The sequence below is a fragment of the Methylomonas sp. Kb3 genome, assembly GCF_002834115.1.
Lineage (GTDB): Bacteria > Pseudomonadota > Gammaproteobacteria > Methylococcales > Methylomonadaceae > Methylomonas > Methylomonas defluvii.
This window is the reverse complement of sequence record NZ_PIZT01000069.1, coordinates 442,080-467,365: the sequence shown is the minus strand read 5'-3', so window position 1 is coordinate 467,365 and position 25,286 is coordinate 442,080. Positions and strand designations below refer to the sequence as shown.

Genomic DNA, 25,286 nt, shown 5'->3' with positions numbered 1-25,286 from the left:
TTACGCGAGAGGCTTGTTAAGCAAACGATAGCGGCGGTCGCTGGCGGCAATCAGGCCGCCCAGAGCCATGAACACCCCGCCCATCCAGATCCAGCGAATGAAGGCTTTGTAGTAAACCCGCAAGCTCCAGGCACCTTGTTTATCCAAAGGCTCACCCAAGGCCACGAACAAATCGCGGAACACGCCGGCATCGATAGCGGCTTCGGTCATCGGCATGGTTTGCACCCGGTACACCCGCTTTTGCGGCGATAACTCAGCAACAGTGGCACCGTTATGATTGACAGTCAGATAACCTTGCTCGGCGCGGTAATTGGGTCCTTCGGTGCTTTTCACGCCATGGAATTGAAACACGTAACCGAACAAATCCAGGGTTTCCTCCGGCGCCAAACGTACATCGCGCTCGATGCTGTACACCGAGGTAAAGGTAATCCCGATCACGAACACCGCGATCCCTATATGCGCCAAGGTCATGCCGTAAAAACCGGCTGGAATTTGTTTCAGGCGCTCGATTGACCAGCTTTGCAGACGTTGTTTGAACGCCAAGCCGGTGATCGCCAAAGTCCATAAAGCCAGGCCGGTACCCAAAGCCGCGCCCCAGGAATAAAACGGCATGGACAGTGGCGTCAGCAACGCCAAGCCGATAGAAGCAGCGATCAGCCAGCGTACCCGTGAGCCTAAGGCTTTCAAGTCGTCGCTTTTCCAGCGCATCAAAACACCCAAGCCAACTACCAAGGCCAAGGGCGCCATCAGCGGAATAAACACCGCATTGAAATACGGCGGACCCACCGACAATTTTCCTAGTCCCAGGGCATCGACCACCAAGGGATACAAAGTACCCAGCAAAATGCTGGCGGCGGTGACGACCAGCAACACGTTATTCACTAGAAGTACCGATTCTTTGGAAACCAATTCAAAACGCGCGTGACTTTTCACCTGCGGCGCGCGTATCGCGTACAGCAACAGCGAACCGCCGACCACCACGGCCAAAAAGATCAGGATAAACAAACCCCGCGCCGGATCGCTGGCGAAGGCATGTACCGAGGTCAACACCCCGGAACGGACCAGGAAGGTACCGAGCAAGCTCAAGGAGAACGCGAAAATCGCCAGCAACACTGTCCAAGTCTTGAACACGCCCCGTTTTTCGGTGGCAGCTAAGGAATGAATCAAGGCGGTACCAACCAGCCAGGGCATGAAGGAAGCATTTTCCACCGGGTCCCAAAACCACCAACCGCCCCAGCCAAGTTCGTAATAAGCCCACCAACTGCCCAAGGTGATACCCATGGTCAAAAACATCCAGGCGATATTGGTCCAGGGCCGCGACCAGCGCGCCCAGGCCGCGTCCAAGCGGCCTTCCAGCAACGCGGCTATCGAAAACGCGAATGCCACCGAGAAGCCGACATAGCCCATGTATAGCATCGGCGGATGGATCGCCAAACCGGGATCTTGCAGCAAGGGATTTAAATCGCGGCCTTCGGCCGGAAACGGGAACAAGCGCTCGAAAGGGTTGGAAGTCAGCAATAAAAACAGGATAAAGCCGATGCTGACCAAGCCCATTACCCCTAACACTCTGGCACGGGTGGCATCGGGGATATGCGCACTGAATGCCGCGACCAGCGCGGTCCAGATCGACAAGGTCAAGGCCCACAGCAACAAGGAACCTTCGTGCGCACCCCATACCCCGGAAATCAAGTAGATCAACGGCAACGCGGTATTGGAGTTTTGCGCGACATAAGCCACCGAAAAATCGTGGCTGATGAAGCTGGCGGTCAAACAGCCGTAAGCCACGCCCATGAACAGAAATTGCCCGAACGCGGCGGGCTTGGCGACATGCACCCAACCGGTAATAGACTTTCCGGCGCCGAAAATAGGCAAGATGCCTTGTACAATTGCCATGCACAAGGCCAGAATCAAAGCGAAGTGGCCGATTTCCGGGATCATGGCTGCGCCGCCGGTTTTTTCAAGCTGCCGGCCACTTCGGGCGGCATGTAATTCTCGTCATGTTTAGCCAGCACTTCTTCCGCCACGAACACGCCGCGGCTATCCAGCGCCCCCTTGGCAACGATACCCTGCCCTTCCCTGAACAAATCCGGCAAGATGCCTGAATATTCCACCGTCACTTCCTTTTCGAAGTCGCTGAGTTTAAAGCGCACCAATAAATCGGCGTTGGGCCGCTCCACGCTGCCTTTGACCACCATGCCGCCCAAGCGAAACTGCGAATTGGCTGGCGCCTTGCCGGACGCCACATCGCTGGTCGAGAAAAAATACATCAAATTTTCGTTAAAGGCTTTTAGCGCAAAGGTTGCGGCCAATCCCAGCACCGCCAACATTAAAACGATCAATATCAAACGCTGTTTTCGTATCGGTTTCATCGTGCTTGCGTGCGTTTTTGTTTAATGGTGAGTTGCCGCAGTAACTGCTTGCGTTGCAGCACCGGCCAAACGATGTTGACGATCAATACCAGCGCGGTCACGCCGTAAGCCGGCCAGACGTAAACGGCGTAACCGCCCATGTATAAAAAGCTTTCCCAGCTCATGCTTGTTTCTCCAGCAGCGCTTTCACCCATTGCGAGCTGGTTTCGCGCTTTAATAATTCCAGTTTTGCGGCCTGCAATACCGCGATCAAATAATAAAATTTGAAGGCCACTGCCATCAGCAACAGCGGCACCAGCATGCTGAGGTGAATGGAGGGCTTATCCATCTTGCTGACGGTCGGGCCTTGATGCAGTGTGTTCCACCATTCCACCGAATAATGAATGATGGGTACGTTGACGACACCCACCAGCGCCAATATTGACACCGCCCGCGCCGCCGAGCGCTTATCCTCGATGGCGCCGTACAAACTGATCACCCCCAGATACTGAAACAACAGGATCAACTCAAAGGTCAAGCGCGCATCCCAAACCCACCAAGTGCCCCACATCGGTTTGCCCCACAAGGAACCGGTCACCAAGGCCACAAAGGTAAAACCGGCACCGATCGGCGCGCTGGCGATCAACATCACTTCGGCCAGTTTCATGCGCCAGACCAGCGCAATCCCGCCCATCACCGCCATCAGCACGTAAATGAACAAGGACATCCAGGCCGCCGGCACATGGATATAAATGATCCGGTAACTGTCGCCCTGCTGATAATCGGTTGGAGCCCGATACAAGCCCAGATAAAGGCCGGAAACCAACAAAATCAAAAAAACAATGGTCAACCAGGGAATAAAACGATCCGCCAGCGCATAAAAATGGGGTGGCGAAGAAGTACGGTGAAAAAACCGGCTAACCGGCGCAGGTATCCAAGACATCAATTAACACTCATTTTTAACGCGGCCGCTGTCGGCAGCGGCACCAATACCAGTGCCGACAACAACATGGCCAATAAAATATATAGTTGGGCGCCCACCGGCAAGCCGCTGGCGGCCCTATCGACAGCGCCACTAGCAAAGATCAACACCGGTACATACAAAGGCAATACCAATAAGGACAACAACATGCCGCCCCGGCGCAAACCGACCGTCAACGCCATGCCGATAGCGCCGATCAGGCTCAGCAGCGGAGTAGCTAAGATCAATGTCAGCCATAAAGTTCCCATCGCTTGCTGCGGTAATCCCAAAAACACCGCCAGCAGAGGCGCCACCAATAACAAAGGCAAACCGGTCACCAGCCAGTGGGCGATGATCTTACCGAGCACCAATACCGATAAGGCATGCGGACTGAGCAGCATTTGCTCCAGCGAACCGTCCTCGAAATCGCTACGAAACAAACCATCCAGCGACAACAAGGCCGCCAACAAAGCGGACACCCAAATCACGCCCGGCGCCATCGCCCGCAGCAGATTGGGTTGCGCGCCAACCGCCAGCGGGAACAAGGTTACTACCAGCACGAAAAAAAACAGCGGATTGGCCATTTCGGCACGGCGCCGAAACGCCAGCAACAAATCGCGGCGAATGATCGCCCAAAAAGCCTGGATTATTGGCATGCTTGCAGATGGATGCGTTGCAGATTGAGATCGGCCATGCTCAGGTCGTGATGGGAGGTCAAAACCGCCATGCCACCGTGCTCGATGTGCTCGGCCATCAGCGATTCTATCAATTTGATGCCTTGCCTATCCAGCGAGGTAAAAGGTTCGTCGAGTATCCACAGCAAGTTATGCGTGATCAATAACCGAGCCAGCGATAGCCGGCGCTTTTGGCCGGCCGACAAGGTATGTACCGGATTATCGTCAAAACCGGCCAGTTGCACCTTGTCCAAAGCTTGCTCGATGTCATATTTGCCTGCACTACCTAGTGCCAGCGCAAACTTCAAATTTTCCAGCACCGTCAATTCCTTTTTTGTACCATCGGCATGACCCACATAAGCCATGTCTTCGTAATAGCTGCTGTCGGCGATTTTGGTGCCGCACCAATAAATCTCGCCGGCATCGGCTTCCCTAAATCCGCACAGAATGCGCAACAACGAGGTCTTGCCGCTGCCGTTGGCACCCTCCAGCAGCAAGGTCTCGCCGGCGTGCAAACTGAAATTCAAATTGGAAAACAACAAGCGCTCATCGCGGAAACACGATAATTCACTGGCTTGCAGCGAAGCGTGTTGCGAGCTTTCCATTCATCCGTCCTGGGGTTGATCTGTTATGAGGGGCGCTATCTTATCATCAAGGCAGCCAGAGTTAGTAATTTGCCGACAGAGAAAATCTCCCCATTTATGCGATAATCGGGCTTGTTTCGACTGATCGCAAATACCGGAGATTTTGCATGACCGCATTGATAGGCATCATCATGGGTTCCACATCCGATTGGGAAACCATGCAACATGCAGCGCAAACCTTAGAGCATCTTGATATTCCGCATGAAGTGGAAGTGGTTTCGGCCCATCGCACCCCCGACAAGTTGTTTCAGTATGCGGAAACCGCGGAAGGCAAAGGTTTGGAAGTCATCATCGCCGGTGCCGGCGGCGCTGCGCATTTGCCGGGCATGACAGCCGCGAAAACTGCTCTACCGGTACTGGGTGTGCCGGTGCAATCCAAAGCCTTGAACGGTATGGATTCTTTGTTATCCATCGTGCAAATGCCGGCCGGCATTCCGGTGGGCACCTTGGCCATCGGCAAAGCCGGCGCTATCAATGCCGCTTTGCTGGCCGCCGCGATTATCAGCAACAAACATCCGCAATATCGCCCCGCCCTGGATGCTTATCGGCAACAACAAACCGACAGCGTGATCGCCACCCCTGATCCAAGACAGGTGGCGGGATGAAGATAGGCATATTAGGTGGCGGCCAGCTCGCCAGAATGATTGCCTTGGCCGGTTATCCGCTGGGCTTACAGTTTATCGTCCTCGATCCCGATCCCAATGCCGGCGCCGCCGGTTTAAGCGAACATTTGCTGGGGGCTTATGATGATCCGGATTTGTTGGCTCAATTAGCGGAAAAAGCCGACATCGTGACTTACGAATTCGAAAACGTGCCGGCGCATGTCGCCGAATTCCTGTCCAGCCATACTACTGTATACCCACCCGCGGGTGCGTTGGCCGTTGCACAAGACCGCCTTCTGGAAAAGAATTTCTTCAAAGACTTGGGCATCCGCACCGCACCGTTCGCTCCTATCGATAGCCTGGCAGACTTGCAACAAGCCATGCCTGAAATCGGCTACCCGGCTATTTTGAAAAGCCGACGCATGGGTTATGACGGCAAAGGCCAGGTGGTTATAAAATCGGCCGACGAACTGGAGTCCGCCTGGCAAAGCATGCAAGGCGCCGCGTCCATCGTCGAAGGCTTTGTGCCGTTTCAGCGCGAAGTATCGATCCTCGCCGCCCGCAGTCCGTCCGGCGAAATCGCGTACTACCCTTTGTCGGAAAACCAGCATCGCGGCGGCATTCTCCGCGTGGCCGAATGCTGTGCTAACGACCCCGAACAAGCGATTGCCGAAAATTACGTCAGTCTGTTGCTGGGAAAACTGGATTACGTCGGCGTCATTGCCCTGGAGTTGTTCGATCTGAACGGCGAACTCCTAGCCAATGAATTTGCGCCGCGCGTGCATAACTCCGGACATTGGACCATAGAAGGCGCGGAAACCAGCCAATTCGAAAACCACTTGCGGGCCATTCTGGATTTGCCGCTGGGTTCAACCCAGCCACGCGGGTATGCGGGCATGGTGAACTTCATCGGTGGTCTGGCCGACGACGCGACACTGTTAAACATTCCCAACGCCCATCTACATCTTTACGATAAAACGCCGCGCAAGGGTCGAAAAGTCGCGCATGCAACGGTCAGAGCCGACGCGGAATCCGCCTATCGCGAGGCCTTACAGCATTTGGCTAATTTAGCGCTGGCTGTAGACGAATCATGATCTCTTAGCTTGAATCCGGGCGGTTTTGGCACCCAAGCCAAAATCGCTCCGCAGAACGTAGAGAACACAACCATGAAAAAAATTTTATTCTTATTGTTGATAATGGTCGGCATCGCCATCGCGGCATTTGTCATTTTTAATCCTGCCCCTGCCACCTACAAATCGCAAGGCGATATTCCTTATTCCAACTTCATCCAGGATGTGCGCGGCAAAATGGTAGCCGAAGTGGTGATCGACGGTAGAGCCATCAACGGTCTGAGGCATGACGGCACACGTTTTACCGCATATAGCCCTGGTGACATCACGGTGATAGACGATCTATTGCAGAACGGTGTGAAGATCATCGTGCAAAGACCTTTAACCCAATCGACATTCATGCAGGTGTTTTACTCCTGGGCGCCGACCTTTTTGCTGATTGGGGTATTGATTTATTTCATGCGTAAGCAACTGCTGGGCGCCGGCGCGCAAAACAATTTCGGTAAAAGCCGCGCCAAGTTGATGACGGAGAATCAGGTAAAGATCCGTTTCAGCGACGTTGCCGGCGTCGAAGAGGCCAAGCAGGACGTCGCAGAAATGGTCGATTTCCTAAAAGCACCGGGTAAATACGAGGCCCTGGGCGGCAAAATCCCCAGAGGCGTGCTGATGGTCGGCCCTCCCGGCACGGGTAAAACCTTGCTGGCCCGCGCGATTGCCGGGGAAGCCGGTGTGCCGTTCTTCTCGATTTCCGGCTCTGACTTCGTGGAAATGTTTGTCGGCGTTGGCGCATCCAGAGTACGCGATTTATTCGTGCAAGCCAAAAAGCAGGCCCCGTGCATCATTTTTATCGACGAAATCGACGCAGTCGGTCGGCAGCGCAGCCCCGGCAATATGGGCGGCACGGAAGAGCGCGAGCAAACGCTGAATCAATTGCTGGTGGAGATGGACGGCTTTAGCGGCAACGAAGGCATCATCGTCATCGCCGCCACCAACCGCATCGATGTATTGGATAAAGCCTTGCTGCGCCCCGGACGGTTCGACAGGCAAGTGCAAGTCAGCCTGCCGGACATTAAAGGCCGCGAACAAATTCTAAGGGTACATTCCAGCCGGGTACCCTTAGCCGATGACGTCAATTTGAATGATCTGGCGCGCGGCACACCGGGCTTTTCCGGCGCCGAATTGGCTAATCTGATCAACGAAGGTGCATTGTTCGCCGCCCGCAACAATCAGCGGGAAATTACGATGAACGACCTGGATAAGGCTCGCGACAAAACCATCATGGGCGCGGAAAAGCGCACAATGATAATGAGCCGCGAAGACCTGCTGATGACCGCCTACCACGAAGCCGGACACGCCATCGTCGGCCGTTTGGTACCCGAGCACGATCCGGTTTACAAAGTCAGTATCATGCCGCGCGGCGGCGCGCTCGGCATTACCATGTTTTTGCCGGAGCGCGATGCATACAGCGCCAGCAAGGACAAATTGGAAGGCCAAATCTCCAGCCTGTTCGGCGGCCGAGCCGCGGAAGCACTGGTTTACGGTAAGAATAAAGTCACCACCGGCGCGAGCAACGACATCCAACGCGCCACCCAATTGGCCCGTAATATGGTCACCAAATGGGGGCTATCCGACAACCTGGGGCCGCTGGACTACGGCGATAACGAAGGCAGCTACTTGGGACCGCAAGCCAAACCCATGTCGGAACACATGGCGCGCTTGATTGATCGGGAGATCAGGTTAATTGTGGACAACAATTATCAACGGGCCGAAAACCTGCTGAAGGAAAATATCGATATTCTGCATAATATGGCGCAAGCCTTATTAGACTGGGAAACATTGGACAAACATCAGATAGATGAATTGATGCAAGGTCGAACCATCGCTCCGCCGACACCTGATGTAAAACAATCATTGGACACAGACACTCCAGAGCAGTAGCGCGCTTTTCTCATCAAGCAGAATAGAGTCTGTCAGATATACAGCGGGGCCATTCTGCGCCAGTAGTGGCCTTGATGCGCACGCCCTTCCCATTCGTATAAGGCATGGGGAATACCCTTGGCCGCTAATATGTGACTTAACTCGTGATTGTTCTGCAAAAACGGATCTTCCTTACCGATCACCAAAGTAATTTCCATTTGCTGCAAATGCTTTAATTGCGCTTGGCAATTCAGGTTGGGTAAAAAATGCGTTGGCGTATGAAAATAAACATGATCGTCATAGTAGCCGTCGAACAAATTTTTGAAACACTCTACTTCCAGCGTCAAATCGAAACGACCGGAGAAGGCTACTAATTTTCTGAACAAATGCGGGTGGCGGAAAGCAATATTGGCCGCATGATAACCGCCTAAACTACAGCCGTGCGCGATGACGCAGGGGTGTGGATTTTTCAAGGCCATGAACGGCATGATTTCGTTCAGTATGTAGTCTTCGAAAAACATGTGCCGCTGAATACGGTCTTTCGGCTTGCGCCAAAAGCAGTAAAAAGTTTCATGATCAATGCTGTCAACACAGTACAGTTGTATGTGTCCCGCTTCAATTTTATTGCGTAACCGTTCGACAATGCCGAGGTTCTCGTACTCGTAAAACCGGCCGTCGCGAGTAGGAAAAATCAGTACTTTGGCTCCGGCATGCCCGAAAACCAGGAATTCCATGTCGCGACCCAAGCGCGGGCTGTACCAGTGATGATATTCGCGATTCATAATCTAAAGCGACGATTCCCCGAAAAAACTTTGCAGCTCCGCAATCAGCTGCCGCTCCTGATCATGTTGGCGCGGATAATCAAAATGCCCCGCATCCAATATAAATAACTGTTTATCGCCGGCCCAAGCGTTGTAGATTGCAAATTGTCCGGGTGGCGCTACGACCGGATCGAATCGCGCGACGGCACCATGCAAGGGTTGCAATGCATAACGCGCAGAGACAGCGGCATCATAATAGGCTAATGTGTCAAACACATTATGGTGAGATTGACTGTAGGCTTTCAAAGCCGCGGCACTGCCACTGGTAGGCAAGCTTAAACGCAAAGGTTGGTTGCCGAAGGTGGGCACATTTAAGTGTACTCGCTTGATCCTGGCGTCCCAGGGCGCGGCCAGCGCTCCGATTCCGCCACCAAAGCTAATGCCCATGTAGCCGATCTTATCCACGCTTACTGGATAATGCTCAGCTAGAACGGATACAGCCAACCATAGATCTTCTACGCATCCGCCGATTACATAATGATTAGGATCATCAATGCCTTGCACGACATGTTGATTGGGTTGTTCCGGCAAACGCTCGCAGCGGCTGCGAGATATGCCGCGAAAACAAGGAAAAAGCAAGGCGGCACCCGGTATGTTCAGATGAAAGTCGGGTTGCTCTCTGCCACCGTAACCATGGCCAACCACTATGCTCCGAGTAATGGGTTGCGCATCCGGCTCAAGCAACCAGCCGGCTATCTGAAAATCATCGGTAGACCGATAGCTAACGTCATAAACCCGATAGCCTGCGCGCTGGCATTGGTAATTCAGAGAAAATTGCGGAGAGACCGTTAAGGCTTTTTGATATTTATCCTGCCAAAACCGACAGAAATCTGCAGGCTCTTGCGGTGCGGGAACACTTAACAGATCGTCGAGACTGTAGCCATAGCCAGGATCATAGCTGTAATAATGATCAAATAAGCTCACGGGCTACCGGCCTGATTAAATTCTAGCTAGATCCTGTATTAAGGGTCTATTTAGCAATGGGGCAAAATTTTAAGCGGCGGACACTGCCGCCACTAGAAAATCATCTAAAGTACAACACCATCCCTAACATGGGAGGGCGTCGCTATTGTTGGTTTACAAGCTATCGTCAATCGACGATTTTGTATTTTTCCCTGGAAGCATCAACCATATCCCGTAACTCCTTTCCCGGTTTAAAATGCGGCACATGCTTTTCTGTTAAGGACACTGAATCGCCGGTCTTGGGGTTACGTCCCAGTCGTGCAGAACGATGGTGTAACGAAAAACTGCCAAAACCTCTAATTTCTATCCTATCGCCACTTGCCAACGTATCGCTCAAGTGATCAACAACGCATCTAACTGCCAATTCAACATCTTTAAGCGCGAGATGAGGCTGTTTTCGTGCCAGCATCTCTATCAATTCTGATTTCGTCACATCCAGCCCTGAATAATCAAAAAAGGGTGACATGAGCTAGTCATGCCACCCTTGGAGATGGTTTTACTACTTGTCCATTTGTTTAAAGATATCGCCTAATGTGGCTGTGCCAGCATTTTGTGACGAGTAATCTTTAATAGCATTAGACTCTTCTTCGACATCTTTCGCTTTGATAGACAAAGAAATAGATTTAGTCTTTTTGTCGACACCGACAAATTTAGCTTCGATTTCTTCGCCTTCTTTCAACAAAGTACGCGCATCTTCGACGCGGTCACGTTGGATTTCGGAAGCGCGCAGATAGCCTTCAACGTTATCAGCCAAGGTCACCACTGCACCTTTAGCATCGATTTCCTTGATGACGCCTTTAACTAAGCTGCCTTTTTCATGCACGGCAATGTAGTTTTGGAAAGGATCTTGTTCGAGTTGTTTGATACCCAGGGAGATACGTTCGCGCTCGGAATCAACAGCCAGAATGACGGTTTCAACTTCGTCACCTTTTTTGTAATTGCGAATCGCTTCTTCGTCGTTCTCGTTCCAGGAAATATCGGACATGTGAACCAAACCGTCGATACCACCGTCCAGACCGATGAAGATACCGAAATCAGTGATGGATTTGATTTTGCCGGAGATTTTGTCGCCTTTGTTGTGCGTGGCGGCAAATTCATCCCAAGGGTTGGAACGGCATTGTTTCATGCCCAGTGAAATCCGACGACGTTCTTCGTCGATTTCCAGAACCATAACTTCAACTTCGTCGCCCAATTGCACGACTTTGGATGGATTGACGTTTTTGTTGGTCCAATCCATTTCGGAAACGTGTACCAAGCCTTCGACGCCTTCTTCGATTTCCACAAAGCAGCCGTAGTCGGTCAGGTTGTTGACCTTACCGAACACGCGAGTGCCGGCTGGGTAACGACGAGCAATGTTTTGCCATGGATCTTCATCCATTTGTTTCATGCCCAACGAGACGCGGGTTTTGTCTTTGTCGAATTTCAGGACTTTAACTTTAACTTCCTGACCAATTTCTACACACTCGGATGGGTGACGTACACGGCGCCATGCCATATCGGTAATGTGCAGCAAACCATCGACGCCGCCCAGATCGATAAACGCACCGTAATCGGTGAGGTTTTTAACGATACCGGTAACAATCGCGCCGTCTTGCAACGTTTTAACCAACTCTTCGCGTTCTGCGCTGTATTCGCTTTCGACGACCGCACGACGTGACAACACGACGTTGTTACGTTTTTGGTCGATTTTGATGACTTTAAATTCCAGATCGCGGTTTTCCAGGAAAGCGGTATCGCGTATAGGACGAACGTCAACCAGAGAGCCTGGCAAGAAGGCGCGCAACGCACCGACTGCAACAGTGAAACCGCCACGTACTTTGCCGTTGATACGGCCGACGATGGTTTCTTGTGTTTCAAAGGCTTTTTCCAGTTCCGCCCAAGCTTTACTTTTCTTGGCTTTATCACGGGAAAGAAGAGTGGCGCCCAGGCCATCTTCAAATAAATCGAGAGCAACCTCAATTTCGTCGCCTACGTTGACCTCTAGGTCGCCGTCGGCGTTCAGAAATTGCCATTTAGGAATGACCCCTTCTGATTTGGCTTGTGTGCTGACGATAACAAATTCATTTTCGATATCAACAACTGTGCCAATTAGCATTGCGCCAGGACGCATTTCGGTCTTGGCATAACTCTCTTCAAACAACTCTGCAAAGCTTTCGCCCATCTCTACTTTCCCAAACTTGCTAAGACTCAAGCAAGCTTTCTCTTCTCTGAAATTAAAATAAAGTCATCGACAACAATTCGATAACCACCAATAGCCTTAATCGACTAAATTTACTACCTGATCAATCACTTGTTGAATAGTCAAACTAGATGAATCGATAAAATGTGCACCTTCCGGTACGGTGAGCGGAGCTGTAGCTCGCTGCTGATCGCGAAAATCGCGTTCTTCTATTTCCCGAGTGATTTGGGGAAGGTTAGCATCAATTCCCTTTTCAATCAACTGTTTATATCTTCTCAGCGCTCTTTCCTCCGCGCTGGCGGTTAAATAAACCTTGATATTGGCGTCCTGAAATACGACGCTACCCATGTCTCGACCATCGGCGACCAAGCCCGGAAGCCTTTGAAAATCCTTTTGTTTTTGCAATAACACTGCCCTTACTTCCGGATAAGCGGCAATGATGGACGCAGTATTGCCGGTGGTTTCGGAGCCAAGTTGGCTAGTAATATCGGCGCCATCAAGCTTAACGATCAACTGTTCGCCACAATCGAATTCTAACGACATAGCTTCAGCGACTCGGCAAATAGCGGTTACGTCCGATAACTCGACACTGGATTTTAAGACTGCTACAGCCAACGAGCGGTAAATCGAGCCACTATCCAGATAATTCCAGCCCAAAAGTTTCGCGACGGCGCGGCTGACCGTGCCTTTACCTGCGCCACTGGGACCATCTATCGTCAATACGGGTACTTGCATCTTAAAAACTCGTTAATGCCAAACCCAGTTTGGTAGCCAAATCGCGGAACTCCGGAAATGATGTATTCACGTTCGCACAATCCCTGATGGTGATCGGGCCGTTGGCGCGCAAACCGGCAATCGAAAAGGACATAGCGATACGGTGATCGCCATGCGATTCCACTTCCCCAGTGCCAATGTGACCGCCGCCGTTAATCACCATACCATCTTTGGTTGGCTGCGCATCGACACCGAGAATTTGCAAACCGTCAGCCATCACTTGAATCCGGTCGGATTCCTTGACTCGTAATTCTTCGGCGCCAGTCAATACGGTTTGGCCTTCCGCACAAGCAGCGGCCACGAACAAGACTGGAAACTCGTCGATGGCCAGCGGCACCAAATGCTCGGGGATGTTGATGCCTTTCAACTGTGCCGAACGCACACGCAAATCGGCTACGGGTTCACCGCCGACTTCTCTCTCGTTCAATACTTCGATATTCGCCCCCATCAGGCGCAAAATATCGATCACGCCGGTACGTGTCGGATTGATGCCGACGTGACGCAAGGTCACATCCGAATCAGGCGCAATACTGGCACCGACCAGAAAGAACGCCGCCGAGGAAATATCGCTGGGTACATCAATGCGCGCGGCAGTCAATTTGCCTTGATTGGTAATACGGGCTGTGCTGCCTTCGCGGATGACTGGATAACCAAATCCGTTCAACATCCGCTCGGTATGGTCGCGGGTCGGCGCTGGTTCGGTGACGCTGGTTTCACCTTCGGCATACATGCCCGCCAACAGCAAACAGGATTTGACCTGAGCGCTGGCGATAGGCATATCGTAATGAATGCCTTGCAATTTTCCGGCCTTGCCTTTGATATGCAGCGGCGCGGTGCCGTTTTCCTGGGTAACAATCTCGGCGCCCATCAGCGCCAACGGCACGGTGACGCGCTTCATCGGCCGCGATTCCAGCGACTTATCGCCAGTCAACACCACATCGAACGGCTGACCTGCCAACAGACCACTCAGCAGTCGCATTGAAGTACCGGAGTTGCCCAAATACAAAGGTTTCTCCGGCGCTTGCAAACCGTGCTTGCCAACGCCGTGTATCGTCACTTCGCCATTGACCGGCCCTTCGATTTTTACACCCATGGCCCGAAACGCTTCCAAGGTAGAAATGGCATCTTCCGCATTCAAAAAACCGGTGACGTGCGTGACACCTTCCGCCAGTGAACCCAGCATAATCGAACGGTGCGACATGGACTTATCGCCCGGCACACGGATTTCGCCGCGCAAACTACCGCCCGGCTGCACTTGAAAAGTAATGGTTTGTGACATGTTAATCTTCTTAGTCTTCTTGTTGATCGAGAAAACGCTGCCGGGCATTTCTGGCATACGTAAAGGTTTCGAACAATTGCGCGGATTGATCCTCGACCAGCAATTGTTCTATTTTGCTTAATTCCGCTTGAAACTGGCGAATCAAGGGCACGATTTCCTGTTTGTTTGCCAGACAAATATCCTGCCACATGGTCGGGTCGCTGGAGGCGATGCGACTGAAATCCCGGAAACCGCCGGCGGCATATTTGAATATCTCGCGCTGTTCGTCCTTGCGCCCCAACAAACCGACCAAGGCGAAAGCCAAAATATGCGGCAGATGGCTGGTGGCGGCCAGCACAGTGTCGTGATGTTCCACCGACATCACCGAAACACTGGAGCCGATCTTTTCCCAAAATGCATGGATTTTCGCCAGCGCCAGCTTATCGGTGCTTTCTAGCGGCGTCAGGATCAGGCGGCGATTGACAAACAAATCGGCGGTCGAGGCGTCCACACCGCTGCGCTCGGCGCCGGCAATCGGGTGAGCAGGCACAAAATTGCTGGGTACGGTACCGAAAACTTCCGCCAATGCGGAAACCACGCTGCCCTTGGTGCTGCCCGCATCACTATAAATAGCATTCGAGTTCCAGTGCGGTTTAATTTGTTCGAAAATAGCCTTCATGCTACCGACCGGAGTGGCGACGATTACGCAATCGGTATTTTGCAATGCCGCAGCTATGTCGGTGTAAAACTGGTCGATGACACCGAGTTGCTTCGCCAATTGCATATTCGGCAGATTTTTCTCCCGGCCGTAGGCAACGACTTCACGACATAAGCCTTGGGCGCGCGCGGCCCTGGCAATAGAACCGCCGATCAAACCGATGCCGATGATGCACAGGCGGTTAAACACCGCTCAGCACCTCGCGCAACGCTTTTATGAATATGGCGTTTTCACGTTCCGTGCCGATACTGACACGCAGGTGGTTAGGCATTTCGTAATTGGCAACCGGCCTTACGATTACGCCCTTGCGCAGCAAGGCCTCGTAAATCGGCAAAGCCGGTTGTTTCACATCCACGGAAACGAAATTGCCGGACGAGGGAATCCAGGGTAAATCCAATTCCTTAAAAACATCAGTCAGTTGCGTCATACCGGCGTTGTTAAGAGCCACGGTCTGATTCAGGTAATCTGTGTCCCCCAGCGCGGCTTCCGCTGCGGCTAATGCCAGCATGCTGCAATTGAAAGGTTGGCGCACTCTGTTCAACAGATCGGCGATGTCAGGGGAGGAAATCCCGTAACCGATACGCAACCCCGCCAAGCCGTAGGCCTTGGAGAACGTGCGGGCAATAATCAGATTCGGATAACGATTCGGCCAAGCCAACGATTCGGTTCGCACGGCAGGATCGACAAACTCGTAATAAGCCTCGTCTAAGACGCACAGCACATGCGCTGGCAAATCAGCGATAAAGCTTTCCAGTTCGTTTTTATTCAGCAAAGTACCGGTTGGATTGTTGGGATTGGCAATAAACACGACTCGGGTTTTTGGACCGACTTGCGCCCGCATTGCCGCCAAATCATGCCCGTAATTTTTAGCCGGCACCACTTTGGCTTTGGCGCCGACGGCTTGCGTCAGAATTGGATATAACGCGAATGCGTGCTGGGAAAACACTACTTCCAGTTCCGGCGTAACGAAAGTCCGCATCACCAATTCCAGAATCTCGCTGGAACCGTTACCCAGGGTAATTTGCTCGGGCGCCACATTTAATTTGGCCGACAATTCGGCTTTCAATGTAAAACCGCTGCCGTCGGGATAACGGGTTAATTCGGGCAAGGTTGCTTGAATAGCCGCCGCGACTTTGGCGCCGGTGCCCAATGGATTTTCGTTGGAAGCCAGCTTGATGACTTCTGCGATACCCAGCTCGCGCTGCAATTCATCCACCGGTTTACCGGGCACATAAGGCACCAGCTGTTGAACGCCGGCAGTAGCAAGTTCTAAAAATTTGTTCATCGAATTAAAGATTAAATGACGGCTTTTGGATAAGAGCCGAGGATTTTCAACATTTTGACGTTGTTTTGCAGGGTTTCCAGAGCTTTGGCGACATCGGGATCGTCGCGATGACCATCGATATCGATAAAAAACACGTATTCCCACAAGCCCTGCCGCGATGGCCTGGACTCGATATGCGCCATGCTGATGCCGTATTCGGCAAACGGCCCCAAAATCTTATGCAAGGCGCCGGCTTGATTGCCGGTGGACACCAAAATGGATGTTTTATCCAGCCCGGTGGATGCCGGCTGCTGTTTGCCGATGACGATAAAGCGTGTGGTATTGTTGGATTCATCCTCGATGTGTTGCTCGATGATGTTCAACTCATACAATTCGGCCGCCATCAGACCGGCTATCGCGGCTTTATTGTGGTCCAAAGACGCCAGCCTGGCGGCTTCGGCATTACTGCTGACCGCCGTGCAGGGCACACCCGGCAAATAGCTATTCAGCCATTGCCGACACTGCGCCAAGGATTGTTGATGCGAATAGACTTCGTTAATCGCCGCCAACGTGTCCATTTTACCGAGTAGGTTTTGATGCACCCGGATTTCGACTTCGCCGCAAATTTGCAAGGACGTGGTCATAAAACGGTCCAGCGTATGCGCAATTACGCCTTCGGTGGAATTTTCCACAGGCACCACGCCGAATTGACAATGACCGGTTTCCACCGCCAAAAAAATCTCCGGTATTGTCGCCACCGGAATGCCCTTCACGGCGTGACCGAAATGTTTGAAGGTTGCTTGCTGGGTAAAGGTGCCAACCGGCCCCAAAAACGCCACTTCCAAGGGTTTTTCCAAAGCCAAACAAGCCGACATCAATTCCCGGAACAAATGCACCGAAGCATCGTCACTCAATGGACCCGGATTCAGCTCCTTGATTTTGCGCAACACCTGAGCTTCGCGATCAGCACGGTAAAAACTACCGGTTTCGCCTTCGGCCATTTTGGTTCTGGCTACTTCAATAGCGCACTCCGCCCGCCGATTGATCAACTGCAATATTTGCTGATCAATCGCGTCGATACGTTCGCGCAGCTCCGATAAAGGAATAATCGCCGTCATTTTGGATTGCTTAGTGAGTACGTTCGAACTCGGCCATGAAATCGATCAAGGCATCGACCCCGGCTTCCGGCATAGCATTGTAAATACTGGCGCGCATGCCACCGACGGAACGGTGGCCTGCGAGCGTGCTAAGGCCGTTTTTCTCGGCCAAGACCAAAAACTCTTTATCCAGCGCCGCATCCGCCAACACGAAGGGCACGTTCATTCGGGAGCGGTAGTCTTTCACCACCGGATTGCTGTAAAGGCTGGATTCATCGATAACTTGGTAAAGCTTGCCGGCTTTACGAATATTATGCTGCTCAATGGCCGCGATACCCCCTTGCTGTTTCAGCCATTGCAACACCAACCCCAACAGATACCAGTTATAGGTGGCAGGCGTATTCAACATGGAGTCGGCTTTTGCCTGTTGCTGGTAGTCGAACACAGCCGGCACGGTTTTTGGTGCCAAGCCGACTAAATCATCGCGAACGATAACCACGGTCACGCCGGAAGGCCCCATATTTTTCTGAGTACCCGCATAAATAATGCCGTAGCGACTGACATCGACCGGACGCGACAAAATGTTCGAAGACATATCGCACACTAAGGGCAAATCCCCTGCGTCGGGAACTTCGGAAAATTCCACGCCGTGAATGGTTTCGTTAGAGGTGTAGTGCAGATAAGCGGCGTCTTTATCGATATTCCAGGTATCGAGCGCTGGAATAGTAGTAAATTTTTCGGCTTCCGAGGTGGCAGCAAGCTGTACTTCGCAATATTTACCGGCTTCTTTGATAGCACTGGTAGACCAGGCTCCAGTGTTCACGTAACTGGCCTTGGTTTTGCCGTTCAGAATGTTTTGCGGGATCATTGCAAATTGCGCGCTGGCACCGCCTTGCAGAAACAGGACCTTGTAGTTGGCCGGAATGGCGAGCAATTCGATCAAATCATTTTTCATCGCTTCGGCGATGGCCATGAAATGCTTACCGCGGTGGCTCATTTCCATCACCGACATGCCGCTATCTTGCCAATTCAACATCTCTTGTTGAGCTTGCACCAGTACCGATTCCGGCAACATGGACGGACCGGCGCTAAAGTTGTAAATCCTTGCCATCGTTACTCCTCTTCTCCGCCTTGTTCGGCGCTGTCTGTTTCCACCACATCAACATCGTTTTCGTCGATATCGCCGTCCACATCGTCTTCATCGCCCAGACCATCGATACAATCAACGCCAACGACTCTTTCGCCCTTATCCAGACGAATGACGGTAACACCTTGAGTATTTCTGCCGACGATGGAAATTTCCTTAACCCGTGTCCGCACCAGCGTACCGCCGTCAGTGATCAACATGATCTCGTCAGTATCGTTAACCAATACCGCGCCGACTACCGCACCATTCCTCTCGGAGGTTTGAATCGCGATTAAGCCCTGTCCGCCGCGCCTATGCTGGGTAAACTCTTCCAGCTTAGTGCGTTTGCCGTAACCGTTTTCGGTGATATTCAACACCGTGCCTTCGCTGGCGATGATTAAGGATATGACTTTTTGGCCTTCCTGCAGACGGATACCGCGTACGCCGGTAGCGGTCCTGCCCATGGAGCGCACATCGGTTTCGTTGAAGCACACGGCCTTGCCATCACTGCTGAACAACAACACGTTTTGCTGCCCGTCGGTAATCGCCACGCCCACTAAAGTGTCGTTTTCGTTTAGATCGATAGCGATTTTGCCGTTACTGCGCTGGCGTTCGAACTCGGGCAACGGGGTTTTCTTCACGGTACCCGATGATGTGGCCATGAAAATGTATTTATCCGCACTGTACTCACGGACCGGCAACATCGCATTGATCTTCTCGCCTTCTTCCAACGGCAACAGATTTACAAACGGCTTGCCGCGCGATGCCCGGCTGGCGACCGGCAGATTAAACACCCGTAACCAATAGACTTTACCCGCCGAAGAGAAGCACAGAATCGTATCGTGAGTATTAGCGATGATTAGTTTTTCGACGAAATCGTTTTCCTTCGTTGCAGTCGCCGACTTACCGCGGCCGCCGCGGCGCTGAGCTTTGTAATCGCTGAGCGGCTGCGTTTTCACGTAACCCTCGTGCGACATCGTCACCACCATATCTTCTTCGGTAATCAGGTCTTCAGCGGACAGATTTGAATAATCCTGGACGATTTCGGTGCGGCGGGTATCGCCGTATTGAGTTTTGATCTCTTCCAGCTCTTCGCGAATTACTTCCATCAAGCGCACATCGCTACCCAAAATATGCAGATATTCGTCGATCAGTTCCAGCAGCTGCTTGTATTCGTTGACGATTTTTTCTTGTTCCAAGCCGGTCAAGCGATGCAGACGCAAATCCAAAATAGCCTGCGCCTGATTTTCGGATAAGCGGTAAGAGCCGTCTACCAAGCCAAATTCGATAGACAAATCGTCCGGCCGCGAACGATCCGCATCGGCTCTATCCAGCAAGGACGCAACCAAACCGGCATTCCAGGTCTGCGCTAGCAGGCCGACTTTGGCTTCTTGCGGGCTGGGCGAGGATTTGATCAGCTCAATCATCTCGTCGATATTAGCCAATGCAACCGCCAAACCTTCCAGAATATGCGCCCTCTCCCGTGCCTTGCGCAGGTTATAAATGGTTCTGCGGGTAACGATCTCGCGACGGTGATCGACAAACGCCGCCAGAATCTCTTTCAGATTCATCAAATGTGGACGGCCGTCGTACAGCGCCACCATATTGATACCAAATACGGTCTGCATTTGGGTTTGTTTGTACAGATTATTCAGCACCACGTCCGGCACTTCACCACGACGCAGTTCAATCACCATGCGCATGCCGTCCTTATCGGATTCGTCGCGCAGGCCCGATATACCGTCTAACTTACCTTCTTTAACCAGTTCGGCGATTTTTTCCAGCAAGCGGGCTTTGTTAACCTGATAGGGTAGCTCGGTGGTGATGATGGCTTGGCGACCGCTATCGCCAATGTCTTCAAAATGGCTGCGGCCACGCAGGTAAATCCGGCCACGACCGGTGGCATACGCTTCAAAAATACCGGAGGCGCCATTGATGATCCCTGCGGTCGGAAAATCCGGTCCCGGCACAATTTGCATTAATTCAGGAATCGTCAGATCGGGGTTTTCGATCAAGGCCAGGCAGGCGCTGATAATCTCACCCAGATTATGTGGAGGAATATTAGTGGCCATACCGACCGCGATGCCGGCAGAGCCATTGACTAACAGAGTAGGCACCCGAGTCGGCATCACAGTGGGTTCAGATTCCGATTCGTCGTAGTTGGCAACGAAGTCCACGGTTTCCTTATCCAGGTCCGCGAGTAATTCATGGGCGATTTTGGCCATTCGCACTTCGGTATACCGCATCGCCGCCGGCGAATCACCGTCCACCGAACCGAAGTTGCCTTGACCATCGATTAACATGTAGCGCAAGGAAAACGGCTGCGCCATCCGCACCATGGTGTCGTAAACCGCTGTATCACCATGCGGATGGTATTTACCGATCACGTCACCGACGATACGCGCCGACTTTTTATAAGGTTTGTTCCAGTCGTTTCCGAGCTCGTTCATCGCGTAAAGGACGCGACGGTGCACCGGCTTGAGGCCGTCTCTGACATCGGGGAGTGCCCTGCCGACGATGACGCTCATGGCGTAATCGAGGTAGGATTGTTTCATCTCGTCTTCGAGATTGACGGGGATAATTTCTTTAGCGAAGTCTGACATGGGTCCGTGGTTCCAGTGCAGTCGAAAGCTTATCGATCGACGGGTTAGCCTGAAGCATCAATTCCATTTAAGCATGGCTAACAGGTTTATAAAGCAGTCGATTATAGCAAACGCCACCCTCTGCCGTCAGGCAAAAATCTCGCTCAAAAAGTTTTGCATCGCCTGCCAAGACCGGCGATCAGCAACCGGCTGATAAACGGTACCAAAATCAGGATTATTAGCCACCGGGTTGGTAAAGGCGTGCATCGTATGCCCGTAGCTATGCAACTGCCAGTCCGCACCAGCCTTGGTTAATTCGTCTTGTAAGGCAAGCACTTGCTCAGCGGAGGCCATAGGGTCGTCATAGCCATGCAACACCAGTACCTTCGCCTTGATTTGAGGGTTCGGGATATTTTCAGGCGCACCGAGCAATCCATGAAACGACACTACTCCACGCATATCCACACCGGTCCGCGCCAAATCCAGCGCGCATAAACCACCAAAACAAAAGCCTATCGCCGCAATCCTGGCGTTGTCGGCCCAAGGCATCAGCTTGACTGTGGATAGTGCTGCCTGTAAGCGCTGTTGCAATTTCGCCCTATCTTGTATGAAGGGTTGCATCAATTTGGCGTTTTGTTCGGGCGTCTTACCTAGGACGCCTTTGCCGTACATATCGGTAGCGAACGCCAAGTAACCCAATTCCGCCAACTTGAAGGCCTTGTCAGCCACAAACTGGTCTCGCCCACCCCAAGCATGATGGATCAACACCACCGGTCTCTGACCGACAATCGCATCGTCGTAAGCAAAAAAACCTTCCAGCACCGTGTCGCGATCCAGGTAACTGACCGTATTCGAGATTATCGCCATGAGCTTTTTCCTACCCCGTTAATTACAGCTCGCCCGTTTGTTGCAATGCCTGCAAAAATCCCGCCGATGCCTCTTCGACCATATCCAGCACCCGCTCAAAACCATAACTACCACCGTAGTAAGGGTCTGGCACTTCGCGTTGATTCAAGTGCGGTGCATAATCGAGAAAATGGCGAATTTTATGACTCAAATCAATCGGACAGGCTTCTTTTAGTACGGCGTGATTTTCGTCGTCCATGACCAGAATGTGATCGAACGCTTCGAAATCTGCGGACACAACTTTGCGCGCCCGCAGATGTTTCAATTCAATCCCCCTGTCGCGAGCGGCTTTTTGCGCGCGCAGATCGGGCGCATCGCCAACATGGTAGGCATGGGTACCGGCTGAATCTATTTGAAAGCGCTCCGCCAGGTTTCTTGTAGACACTAAATGAGAGAAAACGCCTTCTGCGGTGGGCGATCGACAGATGTTACCCATACACACAAACAAAACCTTGATTTTCCGCATAGTTGTTAAGTTTTTAGAATAGTTGACGCTAAATTGTAAGCTATACTCGGTTGGCATGTCTTCAGGGCGGTACTGGAAAGACAGTTAATACAAGAAATTTAAAGCGTATTTTAGGGGAGTTTCGGATGTTGATGATGAACTGGCATTCTGTAGGGGTAAAGGTGGTTTCTATCACCATGTCGGTGCTAACACTTTTAGGCATAGCCATCTTGGTTGTTTACTCAAGCTTTGAGAAACAAAAGCTGATTGACCGGGAAATCAAAGCCTCGCGGCAACTACTCACTTTGTCCGAATCAATCCGCGACAATGTCGTAAAAAAATGGGAAGCCGGCATCTACACGCCTGAGCAACTCATGCAATTGGTCGAACAAAAAGGTAGCTCTAAAGCCAGAGAACTGGTGATCGCCACCGTACCGACGGCCAATGCCTGGGATGTCATCGAAGCAGAAGCCAAAGAGCACGGCTTTCGTTTTAAAGCACCGTCTCTTAACCCCCGAAACCCCCGGAACGCAGCGGATGACATCGAGCGTCAAGCGCTGGAGTTTTTCAGAAGCAACCCGTCCGCCCAAGACTTCAGCTACGTAGACGAAGAAAAACAGGAAGTCCGCTATTTACGCCCGGTCAAATTAGTCAAACAATGCGAATTGTGCCATGGCGACCCCAAGACATCGCAAAGTCTCTGGAATAACGAAAAGGGCCAAGATTTACTGGGGTATCCGATGGAAAATCGCCACGCCGGCGACTTGCATGGTGCATTTGAGATCGTCACCCCATTTAGCGTGGCGCTAGCCGAGCTGAAGAATAATACCTTCTACGCTATCGGCTTCTTATGCATAACACTGATCATCATTGGTTTTACCGGCTACTTCACGATGAGCAAAATCATCATCGGTCCGCTGACAGCATTGGCTTTGAAACTGCAGGACATCGGTAGTGGCGAAGGCGACCTGCGGGCTCGCCTGGATGCGAGCGGCAAGTCGGAATTTGCCTGGATTGCATCGAGTTTTAATACCTTCGTGCGCAAAATAGCCAAAACCATCGACCAGATCAGCTCCACCAGCGAAAAACTGGCCAGCTCTTCCCATAAGCTTGCGAATATCACCCAATCGACTCAAGCCGGTGTTGAGCGGCAATTGCACGAAACCACGTTGGTGGCTAATGCCATGAAGCAAATGACATCGACGGTGCAAGAAGTCGCAAAAAATGCCGTTAGAGCATCGGAAGCCGCCGAAATCGCCGACCGTGAAGCGTCGTCAGGCAAAAACATCGTGAAAGATGCGGTACATGGCATCAACAGCTTGGCGTCTGAAGTGGAAAACGCCGCCAATGTGATACACGAACTGGAAAACGACAGTAACAGTATTGGCGAGGTATTAGGCGTGATTCAAGGTATTGCCGAGCAAACCAATTTGCTGGCACTGAACGCCGCCATAGAAGCCGCGAGGGCTGGCGAGCAAGGTCGTGGCTTCGCGGTAGTAGCGGATGAAGTGAGAACCTTGGCCAGCCGCACCCAAAACTCCACTTTGGAAATTCAAAAAACCATCGAACGCTTGCAGGACCGCGCGAAACAGGCCGTGGCCGTGATGGAAAACGGTAGAAGCCGCGCCAACTCCAGCGTAGAGCAAGCCGCATCCGCCGGAGGTTCGATAACCACTATCAGTGAACGTATCGATACCATTAACGATATGAATAATCAGATAGCCAGCGCGGCCGAGGAGCAAACCGCTGTAGCCGAGGAAATCAATCGCAACATCAGCAATATCAGCCGGGTATCCGAAGAGACTTCGATTGGCGCGAAAAATACGGCGGATGCCTGCCACGAATTACTTGACCTGGCGAATCAGTTACGCTCCATGGTTGGAAACTTTAAGACCTAGCTAAACCGCTATCCGCTTGGCCCGGCGTAACCTGGATTCAGGCGGCGCCGGGCCCTGAACCGGTTTAAATTTATAAGGTTTGTTCGCCGAGGCTGGCTATAATTCTCTAAAAATAATTACAGTTTCGTAGCTTAAGGATGAAGACATGCCCACAAAAATGAACCAACTGTTCGATGAAATCCACAAAATTCCGCAAGTACCCGAAGTCGTCAGATCCCTCATCAATCAGCTAAACAATCCCAACGCGGATATGCTCGACATAGCCAAAAACGTGGAAAAAGAGCAGGTGATTGTTTTAAAAATCCTGCGTTTGGTCAACTCCGCGCATTTTGGTTTATCCCGTAAAATTGGCTCAATAGATGAAGCCATCACCTTGCTGGGCATGAACCAGCTGAAAACCTTGGTGATCGCATCCGGGATTGTCGGTGTGGTACCGCAATTGGATAATTTCGATGTCAAACAAAGCTGGCGGAATAGTTTTCGCACAGCAGGTTATGCAAGATGGTTCGCGGCCCAAGCGGGCCTGGCAGCCGACATCGCCTATACTGCCGGGCTAATCAGCAATCTGGGCAACCTGCTCATTCACATTGGCAGTCCCCGTGAAGCCAACGAAATTGATCAGCATGTGAAAAACGGCAACGTCAGATTGGAAATTGAAAAAAGGCGCTTGGGCTATACCAGCCCGGCAGTCTGCGCGGAGCTTTGCCGTCGCTGGAAATTTGCTGACGAATTAGTCGAAACCATCGAGCAATCGGCGGAACCTTTGGCTGCGGAGACGCCTAACAAGTTAGCTTGCACAGTTTTCCTCGCCCATGCAATCAGCGATTACCAAGATCAGGGTTTGGATGAAAATCAGATTTTAGCCTCGTTACCCAATCAATTAACCGCACTTTTAGGCCTATCGGAGCAACTTCTTAAGGAAAAACTGCCGGATGTTCTAGCGGCTAAATCTGAACTCGACGGCCTTCTGGATTAAGAAACATAATTTTCAATAATCGTTCAGACGAATTTATTTGCCTGAACGATTGCCACACCAGTC

The 25,286-nt window shown here is 51.9% G+C and carries 24 protein-coding genes; 5 read left to right on the top strand and 19 right to left on the bottom strand.

All coding sequences use genetic code 11. The features are described from left to right. The 6 genes from CWO84_RS23265 to ccmA are packed head-to-tail and all read right to left on the bottom strand — an operon-like array spanning position 1 to position 4,588. A complete protein-coding gene (locus tag CWO84_RS23265; protein ID WP_101055532.1) occupies positions 1-1,938 on the bottom strand; it encodes a heme lyase CcmF/NrfE family subunit in 1,938 nt (645 codons plus the stop codon). Beyond that, a complete protein-coding gene (ccmE, locus tag CWO84_RS23260; protein ID WP_101055531.1) occupies positions 1,935-2,369 on the bottom strand; it encodes a cytochrome c maturation protein CcmE in 435 nt (144 codons plus the stop codon). The genes CWO84_RS23265 and ccmE overlap by 4 nt, the downstream gene beginning before the upstream one ends. Beyond that, positions 2,366-2,533 (bottom strand): heme exporter protein CcmD, encoded by a 168-nt coding sequence (gene ccmD, locus CWO84_RS23255; RefSeq protein WP_033158069.1) that lies wholly within the window; start codon positions 2,531-2,533, stop codon positions 2,366-2,368. Before ccmD ends, ccmE begins: the two co-directional genes overlap by 4 nt. Then, entirely contained in the window at positions 2,530-3,291 is a 762-nt protein-coding gene (locus CWO84_RS23250; protein ID WP_101055527.1) for a heme ABC transporter permease, read from the bottom strand. Before CWO84_RS23250 ends, ccmD begins: the two co-directional genes overlap by 4 nt. After that, a complete protein-coding gene (gene ccmB, locus CWO84_RS23245; protein WP_101055526.1) occupies positions 3,291-3,965 on the bottom strand; it encodes a heme exporter protein CcmB in 675 nt (224 codons plus the stop codon). Before ccmB ends, CWO84_RS23250 begins: the two co-directional genes overlap by 1 nt. Next, the gene (gene ccmA, locus CWO84_RS23240) at positions 3,956-4,588 is read right to left on the bottom strand and encodes a cytochrome c biogenesis heme-transporting ATPase CcmA (RefSeq protein WP_101055525.1); all 633 of its coding nucleotides are present in this window, start codon (positions 4,586-4,588) and stop codon (positions 3,956-3,958) included. The genes ccmB and ccmA overlap by 10 nt, the downstream gene beginning before the upstream one ends. A gap of 146 nt (positions 4,589-4,734) precedes the next feature. Between ccmA and purE the strand changes: the two genes are divergently transcribed. The 3 genes from purE to ftsH all read left to right on the top strand — a co-directional run bounded on the left by purE (position 4,735) and on the right by ftsH (position 8,237). Next, positions 4,735-5,232, top strand: coding sequence for a 5-(carboxyamino)imidazole ribonucleotide mutase (gene purE / locus CWO84_RS23235; RefSeq protein ID WP_033158073.1), 498 nt, complete (start codon positions 4,735-4,737; stop codon positions 5,230-5,232). Then, positions 5,229-6,323, top strand: coding sequence for a 5-(carboxyamino)imidazole ribonucleotide synthase (locus CWO84_RS23230; protein ID WP_101055521.1), 1,095 nt, complete (start codon positions 5,229-5,231; stop codon positions 6,321-6,323). Before purE ends, CWO84_RS23230 begins: the two co-directional genes overlap by 4 nt. 72 nt (positions 6,324-6,395) lie before the next feature. Further along, complete coding sequence (gene ftsH, locus CWO84_RS23225) at positions 6,396-8,237, top strand: ATP-dependent zinc metalloprotease FtsH (protein ID WP_101055749.1); 1,842 nt, start codon at positions 6,396-6,398, stop codon at positions 8,235-8,237. 32 nt (positions 8,238-8,269) lie between these two features. Here the strand turns inward: ftsH and CWO84_RS23220 are convergent, their stop codons facing one another. The 13 genes from CWO84_RS23220 to CWO84_RS23160 form a co-directional block, all read right to left on the bottom strand. After that, positions 8,270-8,998, bottom strand: a complete 729-nt coding sequence (locus CWO84_RS23220) for an alpha/beta hydrolase-fold protein (RefSeq protein ID WP_033158075.1) — start codon at positions 8,996-8,998, stop codon at positions 8,270-8,272. 3 nt (positions 8,999-9,001) lie between these two features. Next, positions 9,002-9,961 carry an acetylxylan esterase gene (locus CWO84_RS23215; RefSeq protein WP_033158076.1) on the bottom strand — a complete coding sequence of 320 codons (960 nt, stop codon included), beginning with the start codon at positions 9,959-9,961 and terminating at the stop codon, positions 9,002-9,004. 166 nt (positions 9,962-10,127) lie between these two features. Next, on the bottom strand, positions 10,128-10,433 hold the full coding sequence (locus CWO84_RS23210; RefSeq protein WP_084153381.1) for an integration host factor subunit beta: 306 nt from the start codon (positions 10,431-10,433) through the stop codon (positions 10,128-10,130). 66 nt (positions 10,434-10,499) lie between these two features. After that, on the bottom strand, positions 10,500-12,161 hold the full coding sequence (gene rpsA / locus CWO84_RS23205) for a 30S ribosomal protein S1 (RefSeq protein ID WP_033158077.1): 1,662 nt from the start codon (positions 12,159-12,161) through the stop codon (positions 10,500-10,502). A 96-nt stretch (positions 12,162-12,257) separates the two neighbouring features. Further along, positions 12,258-12,914 carry a (d)CMP kinase gene (gene cmk / locus CWO84_RS23200; protein ID WP_033158078.1) on the bottom strand — a complete coding sequence of 219 codons (657 nt, stop codon included), beginning with the start codon at positions 12,912-12,914 and terminating at the stop codon, positions 12,258-12,260. 1 nt (position 12,915) lies between these two features. After that, positions 12,916-14,232, bottom strand: a complete 1,317-nt coding sequence (gene aroA, locus CWO84_RS23195) for a 3-phosphoshikimate 1-carboxyvinyltransferase (protein WP_033158079.1) — start codon at positions 14,230-14,232, stop codon at positions 12,916-12,918. Between the two features lie 10 nt (positions 14,233-14,242). Further along, positions 14,243-15,118 carry a prephenate dehydrogenase/arogenate dehydrogenase family protein gene (locus CWO84_RS23190; protein WP_101055520.1) on the bottom strand — a complete coding sequence of 292 codons (876 nt, stop codon included), beginning with the start codon at positions 15,116-15,118 and terminating at the stop codon, positions 14,243-14,245. Further along, positions 15,111-16,214 (bottom strand): histidinol-phosphate transaminase, encoded by a 1,104-nt coding sequence (gene hisC, locus CWO84_RS23185; protein WP_033158081.1) that lies wholly within the window; start codon positions 16,212-16,214, stop codon positions 15,111-15,113. The genes CWO84_RS23190 and hisC overlap by 8 nt, the downstream gene beginning before the upstream one ends. Positions 16,215-16,225: 11 nt before the next feature. Beyond that, complete coding sequence (gene pheA, locus CWO84_RS23180; RefSeq protein ID WP_033158082.1) at positions 16,226-17,311, bottom strand: prephenate dehydratase; 1,086 nt, start codon at positions 17,309-17,311, stop codon at positions 16,226-16,228. Between the two features lie 10 nt (positions 17,312-17,321). Next, positions 17,322-18,401 carry a 3-phosphoserine/phosphohydroxythreonine transaminase gene (gene serC / locus CWO84_RS23175; RefSeq protein WP_101055519.1) on the bottom strand — a complete coding sequence of 360 codons (1,080 nt, stop codon included), beginning with the start codon at positions 18,399-18,401 and terminating at the stop codon, positions 17,322-17,324. A 2-nt stretch (positions 18,402-18,403) separates the two neighbouring features. After that, positions 18,404-21,019, bottom strand: a complete 2,616-nt coding sequence (gene gyrA / locus CWO84_RS23170) for a DNA gyrase subunit A (protein WP_033158084.1) — start codon at positions 21,017-21,019, stop codon at positions 18,404-18,406. Between the two features lie 126 nt (positions 21,020-21,145). After that, entirely contained in the window at positions 21,146-21,865 is a 720-nt protein-coding gene (locus CWO84_RS23165) for a dienelactone hydrolase family protein (RefSeq protein ID WP_033158085.1), read from the bottom strand. Between the two features lie 22 nt (positions 21,866-21,887). After that, the gene (locus CWO84_RS23160) at positions 21,888-22,370 is read right to left on the bottom strand and encodes a low molecular weight protein-tyrosine-phosphatase (RefSeq protein ID WP_165786444.1); all 483 of its coding nucleotides are present in this window, start codon (positions 22,368-22,370) and stop codon (positions 21,888-21,890) included. Positions 22,371-22,504: 134 nt separating this feature from the next. Between CWO84_RS23160 and CWO84_RS23155 the strand changes: the two genes are divergently transcribed. Together CWO84_RS23155 and CWO84_RS23150 are read left to right on the top strand one after the other, a co-directional pair. Then, positions 22,505-24,247 carry a methyl-accepting chemotaxis protein gene (locus tag CWO84_RS23155; RefSeq protein WP_240618133.1) on the top strand — a complete coding sequence of 581 codons (1,743 nt, stop codon included), beginning with the start codon at positions 22,505-22,507 and terminating at the stop codon, positions 24,245-24,247. A 145-nt stretch (positions 24,248-24,392) separates the two neighbouring features. Beyond that, positions 24,393-25,223, top strand: a complete 831-nt coding sequence (locus tag CWO84_RS23150) for an HDOD domain-containing protein (RefSeq protein WP_101055516.1) — start codon at positions 24,393-24,395, stop codon at positions 25,221-25,223. Positions 25,224-25,286: the final 63 nt, after the last annotated feature.

What these genes read in the sequence shown, in the direction of transcription:
- CWO84_RS23250 (WP_101055527.1), bottom strand. Translation starts at nt 3,291, where the DNA reads ATGTCTTGGATACCTGCGCCGGTTAGCCGGTTTTTTCACCGTACTTCT.
- CWO84_RS23160 (WP_165786444.1), bottom strand. Translation starts at nt 22,370, where the DNA reads ATGCGGAAAATCAAGGTTTTGTTTGTGTGTATGGGTAACATCTGTCGA.
- ftsH (WP_101055749.1), top strand. Translation starts at nt 6,396, where the DNA reads ATGAAAAAAATTTTATTCTTATTGTTGATAATGGTCGGCATCGCCATC.
- pheA (WP_033158082.1), bottom strand. Translation starts at nt 17,311, where the DNA reads ATGACGGCGATTATTCCTTTATCGGAGCTGCGCGAACGTATCGACGCG.
- hisC (WP_033158081.1), bottom strand. Translation starts at nt 16,214, where the DNA reads ATGAACAAATTTTTAGAACTTGCTACTGCCGGCGTTCAACAGCTGGTG.
- CWO84_RS23155 (WP_240618133.1), top strand. Translation starts at nt 22,505, where the DNA reads ATGAACTGGCATTCTGTAGGGGTAAAGGTGGTTTCTATCACCATGTCG.
- ccmE (WP_101055531.1), bottom strand. Translation starts at nt 2,369, where the DNA reads ATGAAACCGATACGAAAACAGCGTTTGATATTGATCGTTTTAATGTTG.
- CWO84_RS23165 (WP_033158085.1), bottom strand. Translation starts at nt 21,865, where the DNA reads ATGGCGATAATCTCGAATACGGTCAGTTACCTGGATCGCGACACGGTG.
- ccmA (WP_101055525.1), bottom strand. Translation starts at nt 4,588, where the DNA reads ATGGAAAGCTCGCAACACGCTTCGCTGCAAGCCAGTGAATTATCGTGT.
- ccmB (WP_101055526.1), bottom strand. Translation starts at nt 3,965, where the DNA reads ATGCCAATAATCCAGGCTTTTTGGGCGATCATTCGCCGCGATTTGTTG.
- CWO84_RS23220 (WP_033158075.1), bottom strand. Translation starts at nt 8,998, where the DNA reads ATGAATCGCGAATATCATCACTGGTACAGCCCGCGCTTGGGTCGCGAC.
- ccmD (WP_033158069.1), bottom strand. Translation starts at nt 2,533, where the DNA reads ATGAGCTGGGAAAGCTTTTTATACATGGGCGGTTACGCCGTTTACGTC.
- serC (WP_101055519.1), bottom strand. Translation starts at nt 18,401, where the DNA reads ATGGCAAGGATTTACAACTTTAGCGCCGGTCCGTCCATGTTGCCGGAA.
- rpsA (WP_033158077.1), bottom strand. Translation starts at nt 12,161, where the DNA reads ATGGGCGAAAGCTTTGCAGAGTTGTTTGAAGAGAGTTATGCCAAGACC.
- CWO84_RS23230 (WP_101055521.1), top strand. Translation starts at nt 5,229, where the DNA reads ATGAAGATAGGCATATTAGGTGGCGGCCAGCTCGCCAGAATGATTGCC.
- gyrA (WP_033158084.1), bottom strand. Translation starts at nt 21,019, where the DNA reads ATGTCAGACTTCGCTAAAGAAATTATCCCCGTCAATCTCGAAGACGAG.
- purE (WP_033158073.1), top strand. Translation starts at nt 4,735, where the DNA reads ATGACCGCATTGATAGGCATCATCATGGGTTCCACATCCGATTGGGAA.
- cmk (WP_033158078.1), bottom strand. Translation starts at nt 12,914, where the DNA reads ATGCAAGTACCCGTATTGACGATAGATGGTCCCAGTGGCGCAGGTAAA.
- aroA (WP_033158079.1), bottom strand. Translation starts at nt 14,232, where the DNA reads ATGTCACAAACCATTACTTTTCAAGTGCAGCCGGGCGGTAGTTTGCGC.
- CWO84_RS23150 (WP_101055516.1), top strand. Translation starts at nt 24,393, where the DNA reads ATGCCCACAAAAATGAACCAACTGTTCGATGAAATCCACAAAATTCCG.
- CWO84_RS23265 (WP_101055532.1), bottom strand. Translation starts at nt 1,938, where the DNA reads ATGATCCCGGAAATCGGCCACTTCGCTTTGATTCTGGCCTTGTGCATG.